We start from the raw sequence: 18,840 nt of genomic DNA on the forward strand, positions 1-18,840 counted from the left end.
GGTGACGACCTCGGTGGACCGGCTCGACGACGCCGAGCTGCAGCAGCACTTCGACGAGCGGATCGTGCACGACCAGCGCATCGAGCCGCGGGACTGGATGCCCGAGGGCTACCGCAAGACCCTCGTGCGGCAGATCGCCCAGCACGCGCACTCCGAGATCATCGGCATGCAGCCGGAGGGAAACTGGCTGACCTGCGCCCCGAGCATGCGGCGCAAGGCGATCCTGCTCGCGAAGGTGCAGGACGAGGCGGGGCACGGGCTCTACCTGTACTCCGCGGCCGAAACTCTCGGAGTGGACCGTTCGGAGCTGACCGAGAAGCTCATCGAGGGGCGGCAGAAGTACTCGTCGATCTTCAACTACCCGACGCTGACCTTCGCCGACATCGGCGTCATCGGGTGGCTGGTCGACGGCGCGGCGATCTGCAACCAGGTGCCGCTGTGCCGCAGCTCCTTCGGTCCTTACGCGCGGGCCATGGTGCGGATCTGCAAGGAGGAATCGTTCCACCAGCGGCAGGGCTACGAGCTGCTGATGACGATGATGCGCGGCACCACGGAGCAGCGGGAGATGGTGCAGGACGCGACGAACCGCTGGTGGTGGCCGTCGCTGATGATGTTCGGCCCACCGGACGGCGACTCGCCCAACACCCAGCAGTCCATGGCGTGGCGGATCAAGCGGCACACCAACGACGAGCTCCGGCAGAAGTTCGTCGACATGACCGTGCCGCAAGCCGAGGCGCTCGGCGTCACGCTGCCCGATCCGGAGCTGCGCTGGAACGACGAGCGCGGGCACTACGACTTCGGCGAGCCGGACTGGTCCGAGTTCAAGCGGGTCATCGCCGGCAACGGGCCCTGCAACGAGGAGCGGCTGGCCCGGCGCCGGGCCGCGCACGAGGAAGGGCAGTGGGTGCGCGACGCGGCAGCGGCCCACGCCGCCAAAAAGGCCGTACGGGAGGAGGTCGCGCGATGAGTCCGGACGCCGAGACCGGCGCACCGCGGTCCTCGTGGCCGCTGTTCGAGGTTTTCGTCCGCGGCAAGCGGGGTCTGAACCACGTGCACGTGGGCTCGCTGCACGCCGCGGACGAGCAGATGGCGCTGCACAACGCCCGCAACCTCTACACCCGCCGCAACGAGGGCGTGAGCATCTGGGTGGTCCGAGCGGACGCGATCACCGCGTCCAGCCCGGACGAGAAGGACCCGTTCTTCGCACCCAGCGGCGACAAGGTGTACAGGCACCCGACCTTCTACCGGATCCCCGACAACGTTCCGCACATTTGAGGTCATCCCAATGTCGTTCGACAACGCCTACCAGGCGCTGACCGCCGCGGAGCCCGACGGCGAGTCCCGCTGGGCCTTCGGCACGGGCTTCGACGATCCGCTGTCCGGAGTGGACACCGCGCTGCCGGACGGCGTGGACGGCGTCGCGTTCGCCCGGTACTGCCTGATGCTCGGCGACGACGCACTGATCGCCTCGCAACGGCTGACCGAGTGGGTCACCTACGCGCCGGAGTTGGAGGACGAGCTGGCGCTGGCCAACATCGCGCTCGACCTGCTGGGCCAGGCGCGGCTGCTGCTGGCCCGCGCCGGGCAGGCCGACGGCAGCGGGCGCGGCGAGGACGAGCTGGCGTACTTCCGCGACGAACGGGAGTTCCGCAACGTGCGGCTGGTCGAGCCGCCCAACGGCGACTTCGCGCACACCATCGCCCGGCTGCTGGTGTTCTCGACGTGGCGCCTCGCGCTGTTCGCCCGGCTCGCCGAATCGCGCGACCCGGTGCTGGCGGCGATCGCGGCCAAGGGGGTCAAGGAGTTGGCTTACCACCGCGAGTACACGGCACAGTGGATGGTCCGGCTCGGTGACGGCACCGAGGTGTCCCATGTGCGGATGCAGCAGGGGCTCGACGCGGTGTGGCCGCTGGTCGACGAACTGTTCGTGCCGAACGCGACCGACCGGGAGATGGTCGCGGCCGGCATCGGCACCGACCCGGCACAGGCGCGTGCCGAGTTCGACGACGTCCTGGAGCAGGTCGTCGCGGCGGCCACCTTGCAGCGGCCCGAGGCGTCGGCGCTGGCCGGGGTGGCCGAGCAGACCGGCCGGGACGGCATCCACACCGAGCACCTGGGCTACCTGCTTGCGGAGATGCAGAGCCTGGCCCGAGCGCACCCGGAGGCGGCATGGTGACGAGCACGAAGCCGGGCCTCCGGCACGCCCGGGCGGTTGCCGGGTCGGTCACCGACCCGGAGCTGCCGGTGCTGACGCTGGCCGACCTCGGGGTCCTGCGCGGCGTCGAGCTCGCCGGGGACGGGAAGGTCGTCGTGTCGATCACGCCCACCTACTCGGGCTGCCCGGCGATGCCCGAGATGCGCGCGGACCTCAGCAATCGGCTGAGCGAGGCCGGTTTCGCCGACGTCGAGGTGCGCACCGTGCTGGACCCGCCGTGGACCACCGACTGGATCAGCCCGGCAGGGCGGCAGAAGCTCGCCGAGTACGGCATCGCCCCGCCGGGGGCCGCTCCGCAGCGCGCTGCCGGCCCGGTGCCGCTGACGCTGGCCCCGCCGCGCGCCCGGGTCCGCTGCCCGCAGTGCGGTTCGCCGGACACCGAGCAGGTCTCGCGGTTCGGCGCGACCGCGTGCAAGGCGCTGCGCCGATGCCGCTCGTGCCACGAACCGTTCGAGCACATCAAGGAGATCTGACGTGGTCCGTCCCGCCCCCGTCGACCCACCCGGGGCCCCCGCACCGGCGCGGACCGGCCGTCGCCGCACGTCGTTCCACCCGCTGCGGGTCAGCCACGTGGAGCGGCTGTGCGAGGACGCGGTCGCCGTCAGCTTCGACGTCCCACCGGAGCTCGCCGAGGATTTCGCCTTCAAGCCGGGCCAATCGCTGACGCTGCGCCGCCGGGTCGACGGCCGCGAGGAGCGCCGGTCGTACTCGATCTGCGCCCCGCACGGCGCAACACCCCGGATCGGCGTGCGCCACGTGCCGGGCGGGTTGTTCTCCAGTTGGCTGGTGCAGGAGGTGCGGCCCGGCGACGAGATCGAAGTGCTGCCGCCGACGGGCAGCTTCACCCCAGACCTGACGACACCCGAGCGGCACGTGTGCATCGCCGCCGGATCGGGGATCACGCCCGTGCTGTCCATCGTGGCATCGGTGCTGCGCGAGACGGACGCGACCGTCACGTTGCTCTACGGCAACCGGCGCAGCGACACGGTGATGTTCGCCGACGAGCTCGCCGACCTGAAGGACCGCTACCCGACGCGGCTGGAGCTGGTGCACGTGCTTTCGCGGGAACCGCGCGAGTCGGAGCTGTTCACCGGCCGGTTGGACGCGACGAAGATCCGGGCGATGCTGTCCACAGTGGTCGACGCCGACTCGGTGGACCAGTGGTGGTTGTGCGGGCCGTTCGGCATGGTCAGCGACGCGCAGGACGTGCTGCGCGAAAGCGGCGTCGCGAACGGACGAATCCACCAGGAGCTGTTCTACGTCGAAGACGTGCCGCCGGAACCGGCGCGCCACGAGGAGCCGACGGTGGAGGGGCCGACGAGCGAGGTCACGGTGGTGCTCGACGGCCGTTCGACGCCGATGTCGCTGCGGCGCGACGTCCCGGTCCTGGACGCGGCCCAACGGGTCCGCCCCGACCTGCCGTTCGCCTGCAAGGGCGGCGTCTGCGGCACCTGCCGGGCGAAGGTCACCTGCGGCGAGGTCCGCATGCGCCGCAACTTCGCCCTGGAGGAATCGGAAGTGGCGGACGGGTTCGTCCTCACCTGCCAATCGCTCCCGACCACCGACACGGTCACGGTCGACTTCGACGCCTGATCAATCAGGAGGCCTTGCGGGAGCGGGAGCGGCGCCCTTCGGTACCGGTGGGCTTCTCCGTCGCCTCGGCGACCGCCTTCTCGAGTTCGGCCCGCTTCATCTTGGTGCGGCCCTTGATGCCCAGCCGCTTGGCCCGGTCGTCGAGCTCGGCCTTGCTCAGCTCGGACAGGTCCGCCTCGGATCGCGCGGGCTTGCGGCCCTTGCGCGCCTCGTCGACGCTGCGCCGCAGCGCCTCGGTCAGGTCGGTGACATCCGTCGGCTTCGGCGGTGCCTCCGCCGCCGCCACCTCGCCGCCGCGCGCCTTCTCCGCCAGCAGCTCCTCGACCTTCGCGGTGTAGGTGTCCTCGTATTGCTCCGGTTCCCACGGCCCGCTCATCGACTCGATGATCGTGGTCGCCATCTGCAGTTCCTTCTCCGACGGCTTCGCCTGCTCGCCGTCCTCTCCGACCAGTTCGCTCGGATCCCGGACTTCGTCGGCGAAGAACAGGGTGTTCAGCGCAAGCACGTTGTCGTCGGCGCGCACCGCCGTGAGGTACTGCTTGCCCCGCAGCACGAAGGTCGCGATTCCCGCTTGGCTGGTTTCGTGCATCGCCCGGCGCAGCAGGTTGTAGGGCCGGAAGTGCTCCTTGCTGTTGGGTGCCAGCCAGTAGGTCTTCTGGAAGTGCACGGGGTCGATCTCGGTGATGTCGACGAAGGTGGTGATGTCGATGGTGCGGGAACGGCCGGGGGCGATCTCGTCGAGTTCGGACTGCTCGACGGTGATGACCCCGCCGTCGAACTCGCGGCCCTTGACGATGTCGTTGTAGCCGACTTCTTTGCTGGTGCGTTCGTTGACGCGCTTGTAGCGGATCCGGTCGGTGGTCCCGCGCTCGTACTGGTGGAACTGGATCGTGTGGTCCTCGGTCGCTGCGTAGAGTCCGACCGGGATAGTGACGAGGCCGAAGTTGATCGAGCCGGTCCAGATCTTCCGCGGCATGGCTGCCTCCCATCGCCCTGGCGCCACCGGTGTTCACCATGCGGTGGTGGGCGCAAGATCGCAGAACTCCTGCTCATCGCCGTGGCGTCGAGTCGCTCTCGGTATTTCCCGGAGCCGGGGGTGGAGAAACAATGCGGTGGGTGCCGTCGGCCAGCCGTTGCGTCCGGCCGCGGCGAGCGAGCAGTTCCAGCAAGGGAACCGCAACGCGGCGCGACGTGTCCAGCGCCTGCCTGGCCCGGCTGAGGGTGAACGGCTCGGGCAGCTGCGCCAAGCGCGTAACGGCCGCTTGTTCGGCGTCCGGCAGGAGCACCAGGCCCGGGGCCAGGCGCAGTAGCGCGCCCGCGTGCGCGGCCGCGGCGAGTTCCTTGTCGCCGATTGCCAGTTCGGCGAGTTCGCCGGCCGTCGGGGCCTGGAACGGGTGGTCGATGAGCGCCCGCCGGATCGTTTCCACCGCGCGGTGCACGCGTTCGGGGAGCGGGGTTGGCCCCTTGTGCAGCCGTCCGTCCGACAGGGAGACACCGGCGGCTTCGGCGATCGGGGGCAGCAGAGCAGGATCGGGCAGGTCCAGGGCGCGGCGTGCGGCCTCGGCGGACATGCCGGCTTCCAGCGGGTGCGTCTTGTGGTGCTGGGTCAGCAACTCGTCGAGGCGAGTGCCGAGTTCGTCGCGGTGCTCCTCGCCCAGCAGCCACCGCCCGGGCCCGGGCGGTGTGGCTCCCATCGCGCGCAGGTCGCCGGCGTGCATCAGGCCCCGTCGCCGCAGCTCGGCCGCCCCGTCGGCGCGGCCGTCCATGGTGTCCAGTTCGGCCGCTCGCGCACGGGCCGCGCCGCGCCTGGTCAACTGCGGGGGGCGGACATCGAGCACCACGAGTCCCCCGCAGATGCGCCGGCTTCCAGGATCCCGCAGCAGCGCTCGGTCGCCGATGCGGAGGGGCAGCGGGGTGCGCAACGTCAGCCGCGCCGTGTCATGGCCGAGCGGCCGGACGCGCGCCCCGACCGCCGCCGCACCGATGTGCAGCACCAGGTCACGGGGCAGCCGTGGTGTCGCGCCGGTTCCAACGGAAGTCGGCGAGGTCGCGCGGCGGATCCGGACGTCGAGGACATCGGTGGTCAGCCAGCGGTCCGGGGTCAGCAGCGCGTCGCCGCGCCGCACCTGGTCGAGGTCAACGCCGCGGAGGTTGACCGCCACTCGCGCCACAGCGCCGACCTGGTGCTCGGACGATCCGAGCGCCTGCAGGCCGCGGATCGTCACGTCCACGCCGGCGGGCTGCAGCTGGAGCCGGGCATCTTTGCGGAGGGTGCCTGCCGGAAGCGTGCCGGTCACGACCGTTCCAGCGCCGCGGATGGTGAACGCGCGGTCCACCCAGAGCCGCACATCGGCATCCCGGTCGGCTGCGGGCAGCCGGTGGATGAGCTCGTCGATCTGGTGCCGCAGCTCACCCAGGCCGGCTCCGGTGCGGCCGCTGACGTGCACGGTCGGGATGTCGGCCAGCGTGGTCGCACGGAGCCGGTCGCGGGCCTGTTCGGCGGCGGCACAGGGGGCGGCCAGGTCGCAGCGGGTCACGGCGAGCAGGCCATGCCGCACGCCGAGTGCGTTCAAGGCGTCCAGGTGCTCGTCGGACTGCGGCATCCAGCCCTCATCGGCTGCGACGACGAACAGCACCGCCGGCACCGGACCGATGCCGGCGAGCATGTTCGGCACGAAGCGCTCGTGGCCGGGCACGTCGACGAAGGCGGCGGTGCAGCCGTCGGGCAGCCGGGTCCACGCGAACCCGAGGTCGATGGTCAGGCCCCGGCGGCGTTCCTCCGCCCAGCGGTCCGGTTCCATGCCGGTGAGCTCGCGGATCAGCGTCGACTTGCCGTGATCCACGTGTCCGGCGGTGGCGATGACGTGCATCAGTGCACCGCCAGCACCGCGCGACGCAGATCGTCGTCGTGTTCAGGGGAGAGCGCGGCCAGGTCCAGCAGGCAGCGACCGCGTTCGGTGCGGGCGAGGACCGGCGGGCAGCCCTCGCGCAGGAGTTTCGCGAAACGTTCGGGGAGCACGACCGCCGCGCTGGGCAGCGCGACATCGGGCGCGCCGCCACCGCCGACAGTCGCCTCGCTGCGTTGCACCGAGGCCGGGACGCCGGCCGCGTTGAGCGCATCCGCGAGACGTTCGGCACGGATCAGCAGTTGCGCCTGGTCTTGGCGCAGCCGCTGCGCGGTCGGCGTGATCGGGCCGCGAAGGGTGGCTTCCAACGCGGCGAGGGTGAGCTTGTCGACGCGCAGCGCGCGGGCCAGCGGATGCCGCCGAAGCCGGTGCACGATCTCGGCGCTGCCCAGCAGCAGGCCCGCTTGCGGCCCGCCGAGCAGCTTGTCCCCGCTGGCGATGACCAGATCGGCTCCGTCGGCAAGTGTCGTGGTCGCGTCCGGTTCCTGCGGCAGGGCCGGATGCGGGTGCGGCAGTCCCGAGCCGATGTCGACCACCACCGGCACCTCGAGTTCACGCAGCGCGGAGACCGGGACGGCAGCGGTGAAGCCGCGGATCATGAAGTTCGACGGGTGCACCTTGAGGACGAAGCCGGTGTCCGGGCCCAGCGCCGACCGGTAGTCGTCCAGCCGGACCCGGTTGGTGGTGCCGACCTCGCGCAGCCTCGCGCCCGTGGCGGTGAGAAGTTCGGGAATGCGGAATCCGTCGCCGATCTCGACCATTTCGCCGCGCGCCAACACGATTTCGCGGCCTTGGGCGAGTGCGGTCGCCGCGAGGGCGAGCGCTGCGGCACCGTTGTTGACCACGTGCGCGGCCTCCGCGCGCGGCACGGCGGCGAGCAGCGCCGCGATGGCGGCCGCACCACGCGGGCCCCGCCGGCCGGTGTGCAGGTCGAGTTCGACGTTCGTGGTTCCGGCGGCCTGCTGCAGGGCGTGGATAGCCGCGTCCGACAGCGGTGCGCGCCCGAGATTGGTGTGCAGCAGCACGCCGGTCGCGTTGAGCACCGGCCGAATGCTCGACGCGGAACCCGGCAGCGCGGCCAGGGTTTCGGGGACGACCCGATCCGGCTCGATCTCGCCGTTGCGGGCGCGCTCCTGCGCCAGGTGCACGGCCTGCTTGACCAGCCGGTGGCCCAGCCGCGCGGTCGCGGCGGCCACCTCGGGATCGGCCAGCACCCGGTCGGTGCCGGGCACACGCCGCCGCGGATCGGCCATGACCGGACTATAGGACTGTTCCCGGGTATGCAAGGGACTCATCCCGCATCCTTGATCGCTGAACCGACCACGTCGGCGGCCTGCGCGAGGCCGCCCGCCGTCTCGTCGAGCACCTGGGCGAGGATCTCGCGCAGCGGCGTGCCGTCGGTGCAGACCAGCCAGCTGTGCATGGCCGAACCGAAGCAGCTCATCAGGATGATCGACCAGGCGACCGTGCGCGAGTCGTCGGTCCCGGTGCCCGACCGCTGCGCGACCAGGCCCGCCATGTCCTGCACCGAGCGCTGCTTGATGAGGTGCATCTCGTAGTCGCCGGCGTTCTCCAGGCTGTCGAGCAGTTCGGCGCGCATCAGGTGCTGCGCGCGGTCGAGCTCGGCGCGTTCGGCCGCGTCGAGCAGCGCCGCGGCCAGCGAGCGCATCGGGTGCTCGCCGGCGGGACGGGTGGCCAACACCTCGCGCATCCGCTCCGCCTCCCGGTTCTGGTCGCCGAACAGGACGGCGTCCTTGCTGGGGAAGTGGCGGAAGAACGTGCGCGGAGCGATGTCGGCGGCCTCGGCGATCTGCTCCACCGTGGTGTGGGCGAAGCCCTGCTCGGCGAACAGCTTCAGGGCCGCCGCCTCGATGGCCGCGCGGGTGCGCATCGTCCGGCGGTGGCGGCGGTCCTGGGGTTCGGGAGCGGGATTGGGCGCCGCGGCGGCCGTCATACCTGCCAGATTCGTCCCAGCTCAGGCCCAGGTCAAGCGTGTAGCGTGACAAATGTCAGTCCTGCCACAACATGGCGAGGCAGCACGCGAGCAGCGCTGAACTTGCACCACCCCGGCAACGGGTTTTCCCTGGAGACCGCGAGCCGCACTCTCCTAGGGAGAACGCGAGATGGTCGAGTGGTTGCGTTGGCCGGTGGTGCGCCAGCTGACCGGGACGGACCCGCTGGGCAGGGGCCTGGCCGCCCGGTCGCGGCGCACCGATGAGCGGCGGGCGCGCACCGAGGACGCGGACTCGGTGGTCCGGTCGGTGTGCCCGTACTGCGCGGTGGGCTGCGGCCAGCGGGTCTTCGCCCGGGACGGGGCTGTCACGCAGGTCGAGGGCGATCCCGATTCGCCGATCAGCCGCGGCCGGCTGTGCCCGAAGGGCTCGGCCAGCCGCGAACTGGTGACCTCGCCGCTGCGGCAGACGAAGGTCCGCTACCGGCGCCCGCACGGCACCGCGTGGGAGGACCTCGACCTCGACACCGCGTTGGACATGATCGCCGACCGGGTGCTGGCCACCCGGGCCGCCACCTGGCAGGACGCCGACGCCGATGGCCGGCCGCTGCGGCGCACGATGGGCATCGCGAGCCTCGGAGGAGCGACCCTCGACAACGAGGAGAACTACCTCATGAAGAAGCTCTACACCGCCCTCGGCGCGATCCAGGTGGAGAACCAGGCGCGCATTTGACACTCCTCCACGGTGCCCGGTCTGGGCACCTCGTTCGGGCGCGGCGGCGCCACCACGTTCCAGCAGGACCTCGCCAACGCGGACTGCATCCTCATCCAGGGATCCAACATGGCCGAGGCGCACCCGGTCGGCTTCCAGTGGGTGATGGAGGCCAAGCGGCGCGGCGCCACGATCATCCACGTCGACCCGCGGTTCACCCGGACCTCGGCGCTGGCGCACCGGCACGTCGCGCTGCGCGCGGGCAGCGACATCGCGTTCCTCGGGGCGCTGATCAACTACGTGCTGACCAACGACGCCTACTTCCACGACTACGTGGCGACCTACACCAACGCCCCGATGATCGTCGGCGAGGACTTCCGCGACACCGAAGACCTCGACGGCGTGTTCTCCGGCTTCGACGCCGAAACCGGCACCTACGACACGGCGACCTGGCAGTACGAGGGAAGCACCGCGGTCCCGGCGGTCGGCGGCCACGGCCCGGAGAGCACGCCGCCCACGACGGCGCACGAACGCGAGCGCGACGCCAGTCGGCCGGAGCGCACCGGATCGGGCGGTCCGGTCTACCGCGGTCGCGCCGCCACCGACCCGACGCTGCAACACCCCCGCTGCGTTTTCCAGCTGCTAAAGCGGCATTACGCCCGCTACACGCCGGAAGTGGTGGAGGAGGTGTGCGGGGTGCCGCGGGCGAACTTCCAGTGGGTCGCTCAGCAGCTGGTGGCCAACTCGGGCCGGGAGCGCACCACGGCCATCGCCTACGCGGTCGGCTGGACACACCACACCGTGGGCGTGCAGTACATCCGTGCCGCCTCGATCCTGCAGCTGCTGCTGGGCAACATCGGCCGGCCCGGCGGCGGAATCCTGGCCCTGCGCGGGCACGCCAGCATCCAGGGCTCCACGGACATCCCGACGCTGTTCAACCTGCTGCCCGGCTACATCCCGATGCCGCACGCGCACGTCGACTTCGACCTGGACACCTTCGTCGCGTCGGACGAACTTGCCCGCGGCTACTGGGGGAACATACGCTCCTACCTGGTCAGCCTGCTCAAGTCCTGGTGGGGAGAGCACGCCACGGCCGACAACGACTTCTGCTTCGACCGACTGCCGCGGCTGACCGGCGACCACAGCACTTTCCAGACCACGATCGACCAGATCGAAGGGCGTTGTAAGGGCTACTTCGTCGTCGGCGAGAACCCGGCCGTGGGCACCGCGAACGCCCGCCAGCAGCGGATGGGCCTGGCCAACCTGGACTGGCTCGTGGTGCGCGACCTCAACCTGATCGAGACGGCCACCTTCTGGAAGGACGGCCCGGAGATCGAGACCGGGGAGATGCGCACCGAGGACATCGGCACCGAGGTGTTTTTCCTGCCCGCCGCCGCGCACACCGAGAAGGACGGCAGCTTCACCAACACTCAGCGGCTGCTGCAGTGGCACCACAAAGCCGTCCCGCCGCAAGGGGATCAGCGCAGCGACCTGTGGTTCTTCTACCACCTGGGGCGGCGGGTCCGGGAGAAGCTCGAACCGCAGGGCGAGCGGGACCGCGCGCTGCTGGAGCTGACCTGGGACTACCCGACCGAAGGCGACATCGACGAGCCGAGCGCGGCAGCCGTGCTCCAGGAGATCAACGGCTTCGACGCCGACGGCAACCCGCTGTCGTCCTACACGCAGTTGCGCGCGGACGGTTCGACGCGCTGCGGCTGCTGGATCTACTGCGGAGTGTTCGCCGATGGGATCAACCAGTCGGCCAGGCGGCGCCCCGGCCGGGAGCAGTCGTGGGTCGCGCCCGAGTGGGGCTGGGCCTGGCCGGCCAACCGGCGGCTGCTCTACAACCGCGCGTCGGCGGATCCGGACGGCCGGCCGTGGAGCGAGCGCAAGGCCTACGTCTGGTGGGACGGCGAGCGCGGCGAGTGGACCGGCCACGACATCCCGGACTTCGACAGGGGCAAGCGCCCGGACTACGTGCCCACACCGGAGGCCACCGGCCCGGAGGGCATCGCGGGCACCGAGCCGTTCATCATGCAGAGCGACGGCCGGGGCTGGCTCTACGTCCCAGCCGGTCTGGTCGACGGTCCGCTTCCGGTGCACTACGAACCGCAGGAATCGCCGCTGCAGAACCGGATCCACGACGGCCAGCAGCGGAATCCGGCGCGGCAGGTGCATTCCCGGCCGGAGAACCGGTACCAGCCCAGCGGCGCCGAACCCGGCAGCGAGGTCTTCCCGTACGTGTTCACCACGTTCCGGCTCACCGAGCACCACACCGCCGGCGGCATGAGCCGGTGGCTGGCCCACCTGTCGGAGCTGGCCCCGGCGATGTTCCTGGAGGTCTCCCCGGACCTGGCGGCCGAACGCGGGCTGCGCCACCTGGACTGGGCGACCGTGGTCACGGCCCGCAACGCGATCGAGGGCCGCGTCCTGGTGACCTCCCGGATGCGGCCGCTGCGCCACGGCGAGCGCACCGTCCACCAGATCGGCATCCCGTGGCATTGGGGACCCAACGGGCTGACCGTCGGCGACGCCGCCAACGAGCTGATCAACGTGGCGCTGGACCCGAACGTGCACATCATGGAGACCAAGGCGGGCAGCTGCGACATCCGCGCGGGCCGCCGCCCGCGCGGCGCGGCGCTGGTCCGCTACGTCGAGGAGTACCGCAGGCGCGCCGGGATCACCGAGCGCACCGGCACGGAGCACGCCGACAGCCCGAGGCGCGGAGGGGAGTGAGGTCGTGGATTCGAACCGGTTGAGCGGCCCGCTGGTGGATCCGGCGGGGGAGGCGGGTTACCCGTCGGATCACCCCGACCGAGTCGGCTTCTTCACCGACACCAGCGTGTGCATCGGGTGCAAGGCGTGCGAGGTCGCTTGCAAGGAGTGGAACCTGCTGCCCGAGGACGGCCTCGACCTCACCGGGATGTCCTACGACAACACCGGCGCGCTCGGCGCGACGACCTGGCGGCACGTGGCCTTCGTGGAACAACACGGGTCCACTGGATTCATTGGGTCCACTGTGGACCTGGGGATGCCGGGCATGGGCGAGGACCAGGTGCGCTGGCTGATGTCCTCGGACGTGTGCAAGCACTGCACGCACGCCGCATGCCTGGACGTCTGCCCGACCGGGGCGTTGATCCGCACCGAGTACGGGACAGTGCTGGTGCAGGACGACGTTTGCAACGGCTGCGGGTACTGCGTACCGGCCTGCCCGTACGGGGTGATCGACATCCGCCCGGACACCGGCGGCGCGGCCAAGTGCACGATGTGCCAGGACCGGTTGGGTGCCGGGCTCATGCCGGCCTGCGCCACGGCGTGCCCGACGGAATCCATCCAGTACGGTCCGCTCGACGAGCTCCGCGACCGCGCCGGGCAACGCGTCGCGGAGCTGCACGACCAGGGCATCACCGAGGCCCGGCTCTACGGCCACGACCCGGCCGACGGGGTCGGCGGCGACGGTGCGTTCTTCCTGCTGCTGGACGAGCCCGAGGTGTACGGGCTGCCGCCGGACCCGGTCGTGACGACGCGCGATCTGCCCTCGATGTGGCGGCATGCGGCGGGTGCGGCGCTGACCGCGGCGGCGGTGATCGTCGGGTGCTTCGTCGGGGGCAAGCGGTGAAGCGCGGCGACCGGCTGATGGTGCCCGAGGCGGAGTTCCGGTCCTACTACGGCCGGCCGGTGCTCAAGCGGCCGGTGTGGAAGGTGCCGGACGTGCCCGCGTACCTCTACCTCGGCGGGCTGGCCGGGGCGTCGTCGACGATGGCGCTGTGCGCCGACCTCACCGGCCGTCGTCGGCTGGCCCGCTCCGGGAGGCTGGCCGCAGCGGTGGGGGCGACGGCCAGCGTCGGGGCGTTGATCCACGACCTCGGCCGCCCCGCGCGGTTCCTGAACATGCTCCGAGTGCTGAAGCCGACGTCGCCGCTGAGCGTCGGTTCTTGGATCCTGGCGCCGTTCTCGGCTTTGTCGGGTGCGGCCGCGGCCAGCGAGATCACCGGGCGGCTGCCTGCGCTGGGCCGGGCGGCGGCAACCACGGCCGGGATGATCGCGCCCGCGATGACGACCTACACCGCGGTGCTGCTGGCCGATACGGCGGTGCCGGGATGGCACGCGGCCTACCGCGAGCTTCCCTTCCTCTTCGCCGGGAGTGCGGTGTCGAGCGCGGGAGCGGTGGGCATGCTCGCCGCACCGGCCGAATCGGGTCCGGCCCGCCGGATGGCCGTGGCCGGGGCGGCGCTGGAGTTCGCGGCGGAACGGAGCATGCACCAGCGGACCGGCATGGTCGGCGAGGTGTACCGGCAAGGGCGCGCGGGCGCGGCGTGGCGGGCGGCCCGCGTGCTGACCGGCCTCGGTGCGGGCGCGGCGCTGTTCGCCGGGCGCAGCCGACCGGCGGCGATCGCCTCGGGGCTGTGCTTGACGGCCGGGGCCGTCGCGACGCGGTACGCGATCTTCGAAGCCGGCCGCGCCTCGGTCAGCGACCCCCGCTACACCGTCGTTCCCCAACGCGATCGCCTCGACGCACGCCGTTGACCTTTCTTTTCGTCTGACCGGGGCAAGTTCGAAACCGACTCGGCGAGCAGTTGGTGCACGGCTCGGCCCAGGACCCCCGAAGCTTCGGTCGGGTGCAAAGTAGATCGTTGTAGCTGGTCACAAGCTCTGTGTGAGGCAGGATCGCTGCAAGTTATGAGGTTCTGCTCGCCTTGCTGCTGGGCCTTGCGGGCACGTTTCTCGCCGGACTGGACCTTGGCCCGGTCACTTTCGGCGGCACGCTGAGCTTCTTCAGCCTCGGCCTGGGCGGCTTCGGCGGCTGCGGCGCGGGCGCGGGTGGCCACTCGATCGTGTCGTGGGTGGGGTCTACCGTCCGCGCTCGTGGCAGCTCGGTGGCCGCGGCGAGCAAGAAAACCGGCGCCACAGTCGACCGCCCCAGCCTGACCGGACTGCTCCGCTACGCCCGCGAAGGCGACACCATCGTCGCGCACACCCTCGACCGGCTCGGCCGCTCGCGGGAGCACTTGATCCAGCTGTCCAAGGAGTTGTCCGGGCGCGCCGTGGACCTGGTGATACTCGACCAGGGTATCGACACCAGCCGGGGTTCCGGTAGTAATGGCCGAGGAAAAGACGGGGCACCGGCCGCGCCAGGCAGTCTTGGACAGTAAGTCTGGTGAAACGCTGACCAGGAAATCCGGTAGTTCTGCCGCCGTTACTACCGGCACTCCCATATGGCGGCTGGATAGAACACTGGTTCCAGTGACACTTTGTGTCGGCCAGAGGGACTAAAGCGGCACCATCGAGGGACCCCGTTCGGGTCGGTGTTCATCGGGCGCTCGGGATTAGACTGGCGTTGTCCTCAATGAGTATGGCAAGTGCACCTTATGGAGTCACCTGTTCGAAGTCGCTTTGATGTTGAATCTGACCTGATGTCGACCTTTGTCGGTCATCCGATGTCGGATGACGGTCCATCGGATACCTTCCGGATGGTTCCGGATGGTGTAGTGGACCTTAAGGGCATATCAGGATTGTTGCGTCTCAAAATAGGGAGTGATTCGTATGGCGACGACGCATACCGAGGACATCGCCACTGGCGAAAGCAGTGAAAAGGTTGACGCAAACGAGATGTCGGTTTTCCACGCGCCGCCGGTGGCATTGCTGGACGGCAGGGTTCTGGTAATCGGCGATCGGCGGCTGTCGAAGGATTCTTTTGACGAGCTCCTGTTGCCGTTGCTGTTTTCCCAATTGCGCGCGAACTTCGAAATAAAGAAGGGAGGTTCCGGAAGTAATCCGGATGCCCCGGAGGCGCGGGACCCGATGGGTTGGCTCGGTCATATCGCAGTTGAGCTGGAAAATTGTACGTGGAGCACTAAGAAAACGACCGTGACCGATTATGCTCCGGCTGAGCCGGGGTCCAGTGCATGGACCTACATCCAGCGTAATCTGCTATTCGGCGCCGGGGAGTCAGAGGCTGGCCGGGGTGTGGCTCGTTCCCTTGGAAAAGCAGAGTGGTCGCCGTCGCCCGTGTTCTACGGAAGCTCGCTAGACGGGGGTCAGACTGGCCAGCCCAGGACTATTCGATGCCGGATGGTGTGCTGCCTGCGCCCCGGAATCGATGGGCGCGAACTCGCACTGGCACTCCTGGCTACCCAGTACACCACCGCACCCGCGCCCGATCTGGACACTCCCTTTGCGAAGGGCGTCAACGTTCGCTGCGCCAGCCACTGGTACAGGCTCAATGAGGACGACTTTCGCGATATCAAAGAGCGTCTGCTCAATCGGCTGAAGCAATCCGGGAAACTCGGCCTGGCTTCACCCGTCGCGATGCGGACGTGAACATCTCCTGCAAGAAAGGAAATATGAGAAATGACAACACATGCCACTGACATCGCGCAGCATATCCTCACCTCGGACATCAGCATCCCGGAACTGGACGTCGCTCCCTCCCCTGGAGTGGATCCGGTCGATGAAATCGACTGGGGAGAAAAGGGCGACAAACGCCTCTTCGTGCTGACCGACGGCTGGAAAATGGCCGTAAATCAACCCACGCTGACCAAGCGGCAGAAGCAGGACGTCACGCTGTCGCAGTGGTTCGCAGGGCGACGCGCTGCGTACGAGATCAACAGACAATACGGTATCCCCCGAGGCGAGACGGCCGACAAGAAGCCTGAGGAATTCTTCGGTATCTTCCGGGATGAAATCGGAGGAATCGGATGGGATCTGAGTAGTTTCGTAGCTACCAAATACCACTACCAGAACAGCGAGAACGACGTTCCAGAGTTCCTGAAGAACCAACTGAGTTCCATCGGCGGCAGTCCGGACATACAAAAGGCGTGCAAGGACGTACGAGACTGGGCGGACCAGGGAAAGCCCAACGCCAAGCTCTTCGCGCGCAAAGAATCCCCGATGCGGATGGTAGGAAAAGAATATGGAGATTCTTTCCTACACGACGACAATCTGCGATTCCGGGCCGGATTCTTCAGTCTGGACGCAAACATGGATGTCAAGGATTGGCTCGTATTCCAGGTTAAGAACACTGACGTCAAGCTTTGGACCTTCCGGGGAACGGTGTCCTGTAGCAACGGCAGCCAACTGACCGACGAAATCCACGACGCTCTGGTCAAGAAGTACAACAGCAGCGGCAAGGGGAATATCGATGGTGGTAAAATCTGACCCTCCATGAGGGGCACGATCTAATCTGAGTTGACGCCACGGGTTAGGGCATGGTGTTCCGGTGCGAACACCATGCCCTAACCCTGGAGTACACACTGCAGAATGTTCTTCCACACCCTCGGCGCCGGCGCCGAGTCCGAGGCGGCCCTCGCCTCCGCGCGCACCCTCGACGGCCCGGAGGCCGCCAGGCGCGCGGCCGTACCCGGCGGCCAGAGGCCGAAGCCCAGCCCCAGGCAAGTGAAACTCGCCTGGCAGATGTACGACGCGAAAGACGAGCACGGCAAACGTAAGCACACCGTCCAGCCGATCGCCGACGAGTTCGGCGTCACCCGCCCCACCTACCGCCACCTTCCAAGACCACCCCGACACCCCGACGCCTTGATCCACGCAGGTCAGCAGCTCATTGCGTGGCTACCTTGCCCCTGGCCGTAGCTTCGGAGTCCCGGGCCGACTACGCCCTCTTCCAGTTGGAGGCGGATCTGCGCTGGCACCGAATGACCCGATTGGTTAACTATATCTATGAGTTCAGTGTCAATTGAAATTGATCCGATCGAGTGCGGTGGATCATGTTGTGCTGCGAACCTTCGGGAAAATGGTTAGGTTAGCCTTCGTTAAAGCGTTGGTCGTCGCGCCGACGAATGCAGATCCGGAGTTCCCGCATGACGATCTCAAGTCCGCCGCGGCTCGAACTGGGCACCGAGGCCCCGCCGTTCCGGTTGTTCCGGATCGAGGTCGCCGAGGTGCACCGGTTGAGCCGGCGCCTGGTCCGTATCACTTTCACCGGCCCCGAGCTGTCGGCGATGACCAGCGGCGGGCTCGACCAGCGGGTTAAGCTGATCTTCCCGCAGCCCGGGCAGCGGGAGCCGATGGTTCCGGCGGGGGAGCGGCCGTACCAGGCGTTGCGCGCGTTGCCGTTGGAGATCCGGCCGAAGCTGCGCAGCTACACGGTGCGCGCCCACCGGCCCGAGCACGACGAGTTCGACGTCGACTTCGTGTTGCACGGCGACACCGGTCCGGCCTCTGCCTTCGCCGGTCGGGCCCGGCCGGGGGACCGGTTGGTGGTGTACGCGCCGAACGCCGCATGGCCGGCCAGCTGCGGTGGCGTGGAGTTCCGCCTGGACGCGGTCCGCGACCGGGCGCTGCTGATCGGCGACGAGACCGCGCTCCCGGCGATCGCCGGCATCCTCGCGGCGCTTCCGGGCGGAGTACGGGCGAAGGTCTACGTCGAGATTCCGGACCCGGCAGACGCCCAGTACCTCGCGAGCGCGGCGCAGGTCGAGTTGCACTGGCTGGCGCGCCGCGGGCGGCGTCCCGGTGCAGCGTTGCTCTCCGCGATCCGCGCCGCCGTGCTGCCTGGCGAGTGGTATGCGTGGCTCGCGGGGGAGACCGGGATGGTCGCCTCGCTGCGACGCCATCTGGTCGACGACCGGGGGTTCGACCGCTCCGCCGTGACATTCATGGGTTATTGGCGCCTCGGCAGGTCCGAGGACGAACCGAGGGGTTAGGAGCGGGTTAGGAGCGGTTGACGCAGTGGGCGCGGAAATTCGAGCCGCGCCCGTTCTTGGATTCGCCGACGCAAACCTGATCTTCCCGGGGCGGCAGCTGGCCGTGAAGTGACCCGCTCGGACGCGGCGCGCCACGGCTCATTTCAGCTTGCGGCGGCGCAGGTCGCTGCGGATGTCCCAGACGGTCCAGCTGATGCCGCCGAGCGCGATACCGGCCATCAGGATCAACACCAGTTCCTCGGTCACGGCGGGCTCCCTTCGGGCGGTGTGGGGCCGTCGAGATTGGTTTCTGAGCCTAATGACCGCTCGCTTGATCGCCGAACGTGTCGGGTTATAAAACCTGGTCAGGCGAACTTTCCAAATCGGCCGATCGTCCATCCGATGCCCAATTCCCGCGCCGGAGCCGAATTCGCGGCTCGTTCGAACGCGCGCCGCCGCCTCCCGCTTCTCACATTCCGTGTCATCAGATCATTACTTGGGTGAATGATCCCCGGCGGAGTGATTCATCGGCATGTTGGTGCCGGTCGCATCGCGCATTACCCCGATCATGTCCGTGGTCAATCCCCGGCCGCGTTCCTGGTGCCGGGAACGGCGCGCGCAGCGGAAGGAGGCCGCACGATGTTCTCCGGCCAACACGTCGCACTGGTCGAGTCGACCGCCCTGGACGGCTGGGTGGGCCCATCGGCGATCCTCGCCGGGCTCTTGTTGTTGATCGTCGCGCTGTTTCGCCGAACGCGCGCCACACTGGCCAAGAAGCGCCGGGCGGCGCGGCCAAGTGCGGCCGAATGGTGGTGACGCGT

General features: G+C 69.1%; 18 protein-coding genes. 14 read left to right on the forward strand and 4 right to left on the reverse strand.

From position 1 onward, the window contains the following. Positions 1-13 precede the first annotated feature (13 nt). From paaA to paaE, 5 genes are read left to right on the forward strand one after another with little or no spacing between them, the layout of a single operon-like run. Positions 14-967, forward strand: coding sequence for a 1,2-phenylacetyl-CoA epoxidase subunit PaaA (paaA, locus tag ACRXBZ_RS40255; RefSeq protein ID WP_433884115.1), 954 nt, complete (start codon positions 14-16; stop codon positions 965-967). Continuing rightward, the gene (gene paaB, locus ACRXBZ_RS40260; RefSeq protein WP_168588724.1) at positions 964-1,275 is read left to right on the forward strand and encodes a 1,2-phenylacetyl-CoA epoxidase subunit PaaB; all 312 of its coding nucleotides are present in this window, start codon (positions 964-966) and stop codon (positions 1,273-1,275) included. Before paaA ends, paaB begins: the two co-directional genes overlap by 4 nt. A gap of 10 nt (positions 1,276-1,285) precedes the next feature. Continuing rightward, entirely contained in the window at positions 1,286-2,176 is an 891-nt protein-coding gene (gene paaC, locus ACRXBZ_RS40265) for a 1,2-phenylacetyl-CoA epoxidase subunit PaaC (RefSeq protein ID WP_433883544.1), read from the forward strand. After that, on the forward strand, positions 2,170-2,688 hold the full coding sequence (paaD, locus tag ACRXBZ_RS40270) for a 1,2-phenylacetyl-CoA epoxidase subunit PaaD (RefSeq protein WP_433883545.1): 519 nt from the start codon (positions 2,170-2,172) through the stop codon (positions 2,686-2,688). The genes paaC and paaD overlap by 7 nt, the downstream gene beginning before the upstream one ends. A 1-nt stretch (position 2,689) precedes the next feature. Continuing rightward, positions 2,690-3,808, forward strand: coding sequence for a 1,2-phenylacetyl-CoA epoxidase subunit PaaE (gene paaE, locus ACRXBZ_RS40275; protein WP_433883546.1), 1,119 nt, complete (start codon positions 2,690-2,692; stop codon positions 3,806-3,808). Positions 3,809-3,812: 4 nt separating this feature from the next. On the opposite strand, the gene ku is transcribed toward paaE, so the two are convergent. The 4 genes from ku to ACRXBZ_RS40295 all read right to left on the reverse strand — a co-directional run bounded on the left by ku (position 3,813) and on the right by ACRXBZ_RS40295 (position 8,668). Then, entirely contained in the window at positions 3,813-4,784 is a 972-nt protein-coding gene (gene ku, locus ACRXBZ_RS40280; RefSeq protein ID WP_433883547.1) for a non-homologous end joining protein Ku, read from the reverse strand. Between the two features lie 73 nt (positions 4,785-4,857). Beyond that, positions 4,858-6,678 carry a selenocysteine-specific translation elongation factor gene (gene selB / locus ACRXBZ_RS40285; RefSeq protein WP_433883548.1) on the reverse strand — a complete coding sequence of 607 codons (1,821 nt, stop codon included), beginning with the start codon at positions 6,676-6,678 and terminating at the stop codon, positions 4,858-4,860. Continuing rightward, a complete protein-coding gene (gene selA, locus ACRXBZ_RS40290; protein WP_433884116.1) occupies positions 6,678-7,967 on the reverse strand; it encodes an L-seryl-tRNA(Sec) selenium transferase in 1,290 nt (429 codons plus the stop codon). The genes selB and selA overlap by 1 nt, the downstream gene beginning before the upstream one ends. A gap of 38 nt (positions 7,968-8,005) precedes the next feature. Further along, positions 8,006-8,668 (reverse strand): TetR/AcrR family transcriptional regulator, encoded by a 663-nt coding sequence (locus ACRXBZ_RS40295; RefSeq protein WP_433883549.1) that lies wholly within the window; start codon positions 8,666-8,668, stop codon positions 8,006-8,008. Positions 8,669-8,837: 169 nt separating this feature from the next. Between ACRXBZ_RS40295 and fdh the strand changes: the two genes are divergently transcribed. The 9 genes from fdh (at position 8,838) to ACRXBZ_RS40340 (ending at position 18,835) form a co-directional block, all read left to right on the forward strand. After that, on the forward strand, positions 8,838-12,113 hold the full coding sequence (gene fdh / locus ACRXBZ_RS40300; RefSeq protein WP_433883550.1) for a formate dehydrogenase: 3,276 nt from the start codon (positions 8,838-8,840) through the stop codon (positions 12,111-12,113). Positions 12,114-12,117: 4 nt separating this feature from the next. Beyond that, the gene (locus ACRXBZ_RS40305; protein ID WP_433883551.1) at positions 12,118-12,996 is read left to right on the forward strand and encodes a 4Fe-4S dicluster domain-containing protein; all 879 of its coding nucleotides are present in this window, start codon (positions 12,118-12,120) and stop codon (positions 12,994-12,996) included. After that, the gene (gene nrfD, locus ACRXBZ_RS40310) at positions 12,993-13,904 is read left to right on the forward strand and encodes an NrfD/PsrC family molybdoenzyme membrane anchor subunit (protein WP_433883552.1); all 912 of its coding nucleotides are present in this window, start codon (positions 12,993-12,995) and stop codon (positions 13,902-13,904) included. Before ACRXBZ_RS40305 ends, nrfD begins: the two co-directional genes overlap by 4 nt. A 170-nt stretch (positions 13,905-14,074) precedes the next feature. Further along, positions 14,075-14,530, forward strand: coding sequence for a recombinase family protein (locus ACRXBZ_RS40315; RefSeq protein WP_433883553.1), 456 nt, complete (start codon positions 14,075-14,077; stop codon positions 14,528-14,530). 391 nt (positions 14,531-14,921) lie between these two features. Further along, on the forward strand, positions 14,922-15,698 hold the full coding sequence (locus ACRXBZ_RS40320) for a hypothetical protein (protein ID WP_433883554.1): 777 nt from the start codon (positions 14,922-14,924) through the stop codon (positions 15,696-15,698). Between the two features lie 30 nt (positions 15,699-15,728). Beyond that, the gene (locus tag ACRXBZ_RS40325) at positions 15,729-16,535 is read left to right on the forward strand and encodes a hypothetical protein (RefSeq protein ID WP_433883555.1); all 807 of its coding nucleotides are present in this window, start codon (positions 15,729-15,731) and stop codon (positions 16,533-16,535) included. 102 nt (positions 16,536-16,637) lie between these two features. Then, a complete protein-coding gene (locus tag ACRXBZ_RS40330) occupies positions 16,638-16,967 on the forward strand; it encodes a hypothetical protein (protein ID WP_433883556.1) in 330 nt (109 codons plus the stop codon). A 227-nt stretch (positions 16,968-17,194) separates the two neighbouring features. Further along, a complete protein-coding gene (locus tag ACRXBZ_RS40335; protein ID WP_433883557.1) occupies positions 17,195-18,040 on the forward strand; it encodes a siderophore-interacting protein in 846 nt (281 codons plus the stop codon). 618 nt (positions 18,041-18,658) lie between these two features. After that, positions 18,659-18,835: a hypothetical protein gene (locus ACRXBZ_RS40340; RefSeq protein ID WP_433883558.1), complete on the forward strand. Its 177-nt coding sequence runs from the start codon at positions 18,659-18,661 to the stop codon at positions 18,833-18,835. The last annotated feature ends 5 nt before the right edge of the window (positions 18,836-18,840 follow it).

This window comes from Saccharopolyspora hattusasensis, assembly GCF_050972075.1.
In the GTDB taxonomy this organism is placed as follows: domain Bacteria; phylum Actinomycetota; class Actinomycetes; order Mycobacteriales; family Pseudonocardiaceae; genus Saccharopolyspora; species Saccharopolyspora hattusasensis.

Coding starts and splice junctions, on each gene's coding strand:
- ACRXBZ_RS40295 (WP_433883549.1), bottom strand. CDS start 8,668: ATGACGGCCGCCGCGGCGCCCAATCCCGCTCCCGAACCCCAGGACCGC.
- ACRXBZ_RS40320 (WP_433883554.1), top strand. CDS start 14,922: ATGGCGACGACGCATACCGAGGACATCGCCACTGGCGAAAGCAGTGAA.
- ACRXBZ_RS40340 (WP_433883558.1), top strand. CDS start 18,659: ATGTTCTCCGGCCAACACGTCGCACTGGTCGAGTCGACCGCCCTGGAC.
- selB (WP_433883548.1), bottom strand. CDS start 6,678: ATGCACGTCATCGCCACCGCCGGACACGTGGATCACGGCAAGTCGACG.
- ACRXBZ_RS40330 (WP_433883556.1), top strand. CDS start 16,638: ATGTTCTTCCACACCCTCGGCGCCGGCGCCGAGTCCGAGGCGGCCCTC.
- paaB (WP_168588724.1), top strand. CDS start 964: ATGAGTCCGGACGCCGAGACCGGCGCACCGCGGTCCTCGTGGCCGCTG.
- selA (WP_433884116.1), bottom strand. CDS start 7,967: ATGGCCGATCCGCGGCGGCGTGTGCCCGGCACCGACCGGGTGCTGGCC.
- ACRXBZ_RS40325 (WP_433883555.1), top strand. CDS start 15,729: ATGACAACACATGCCACTGACATCGCGCAGCATATCCTCACCTCGGAC.
- ACRXBZ_RS40335 (WP_433883557.1), top strand. CDS start 17,195: ATGACGATCTCAAGTCCGCCGCGGCTCGAACTGGGCACCGAGGCCCCG.
- paaC (WP_433883544.1), top strand. CDS start 1,286: ATGTCGTTCGACAACGCCTACCAGGCGCTGACCGCCGCGGAGCCCGAC.
- paaD (WP_433883545.1), top strand. CDS start 2,170: ATGGTGACGAGCACGAAGCCGGGCCTCCGGCACGCCCGGGCGGTTGCC.
- ku (WP_433883547.1), bottom strand. CDS start 4,784: ATGCCGCGGAAGATCTGGACCGGCTCGATCAACTTCGGCCTCGTCACT.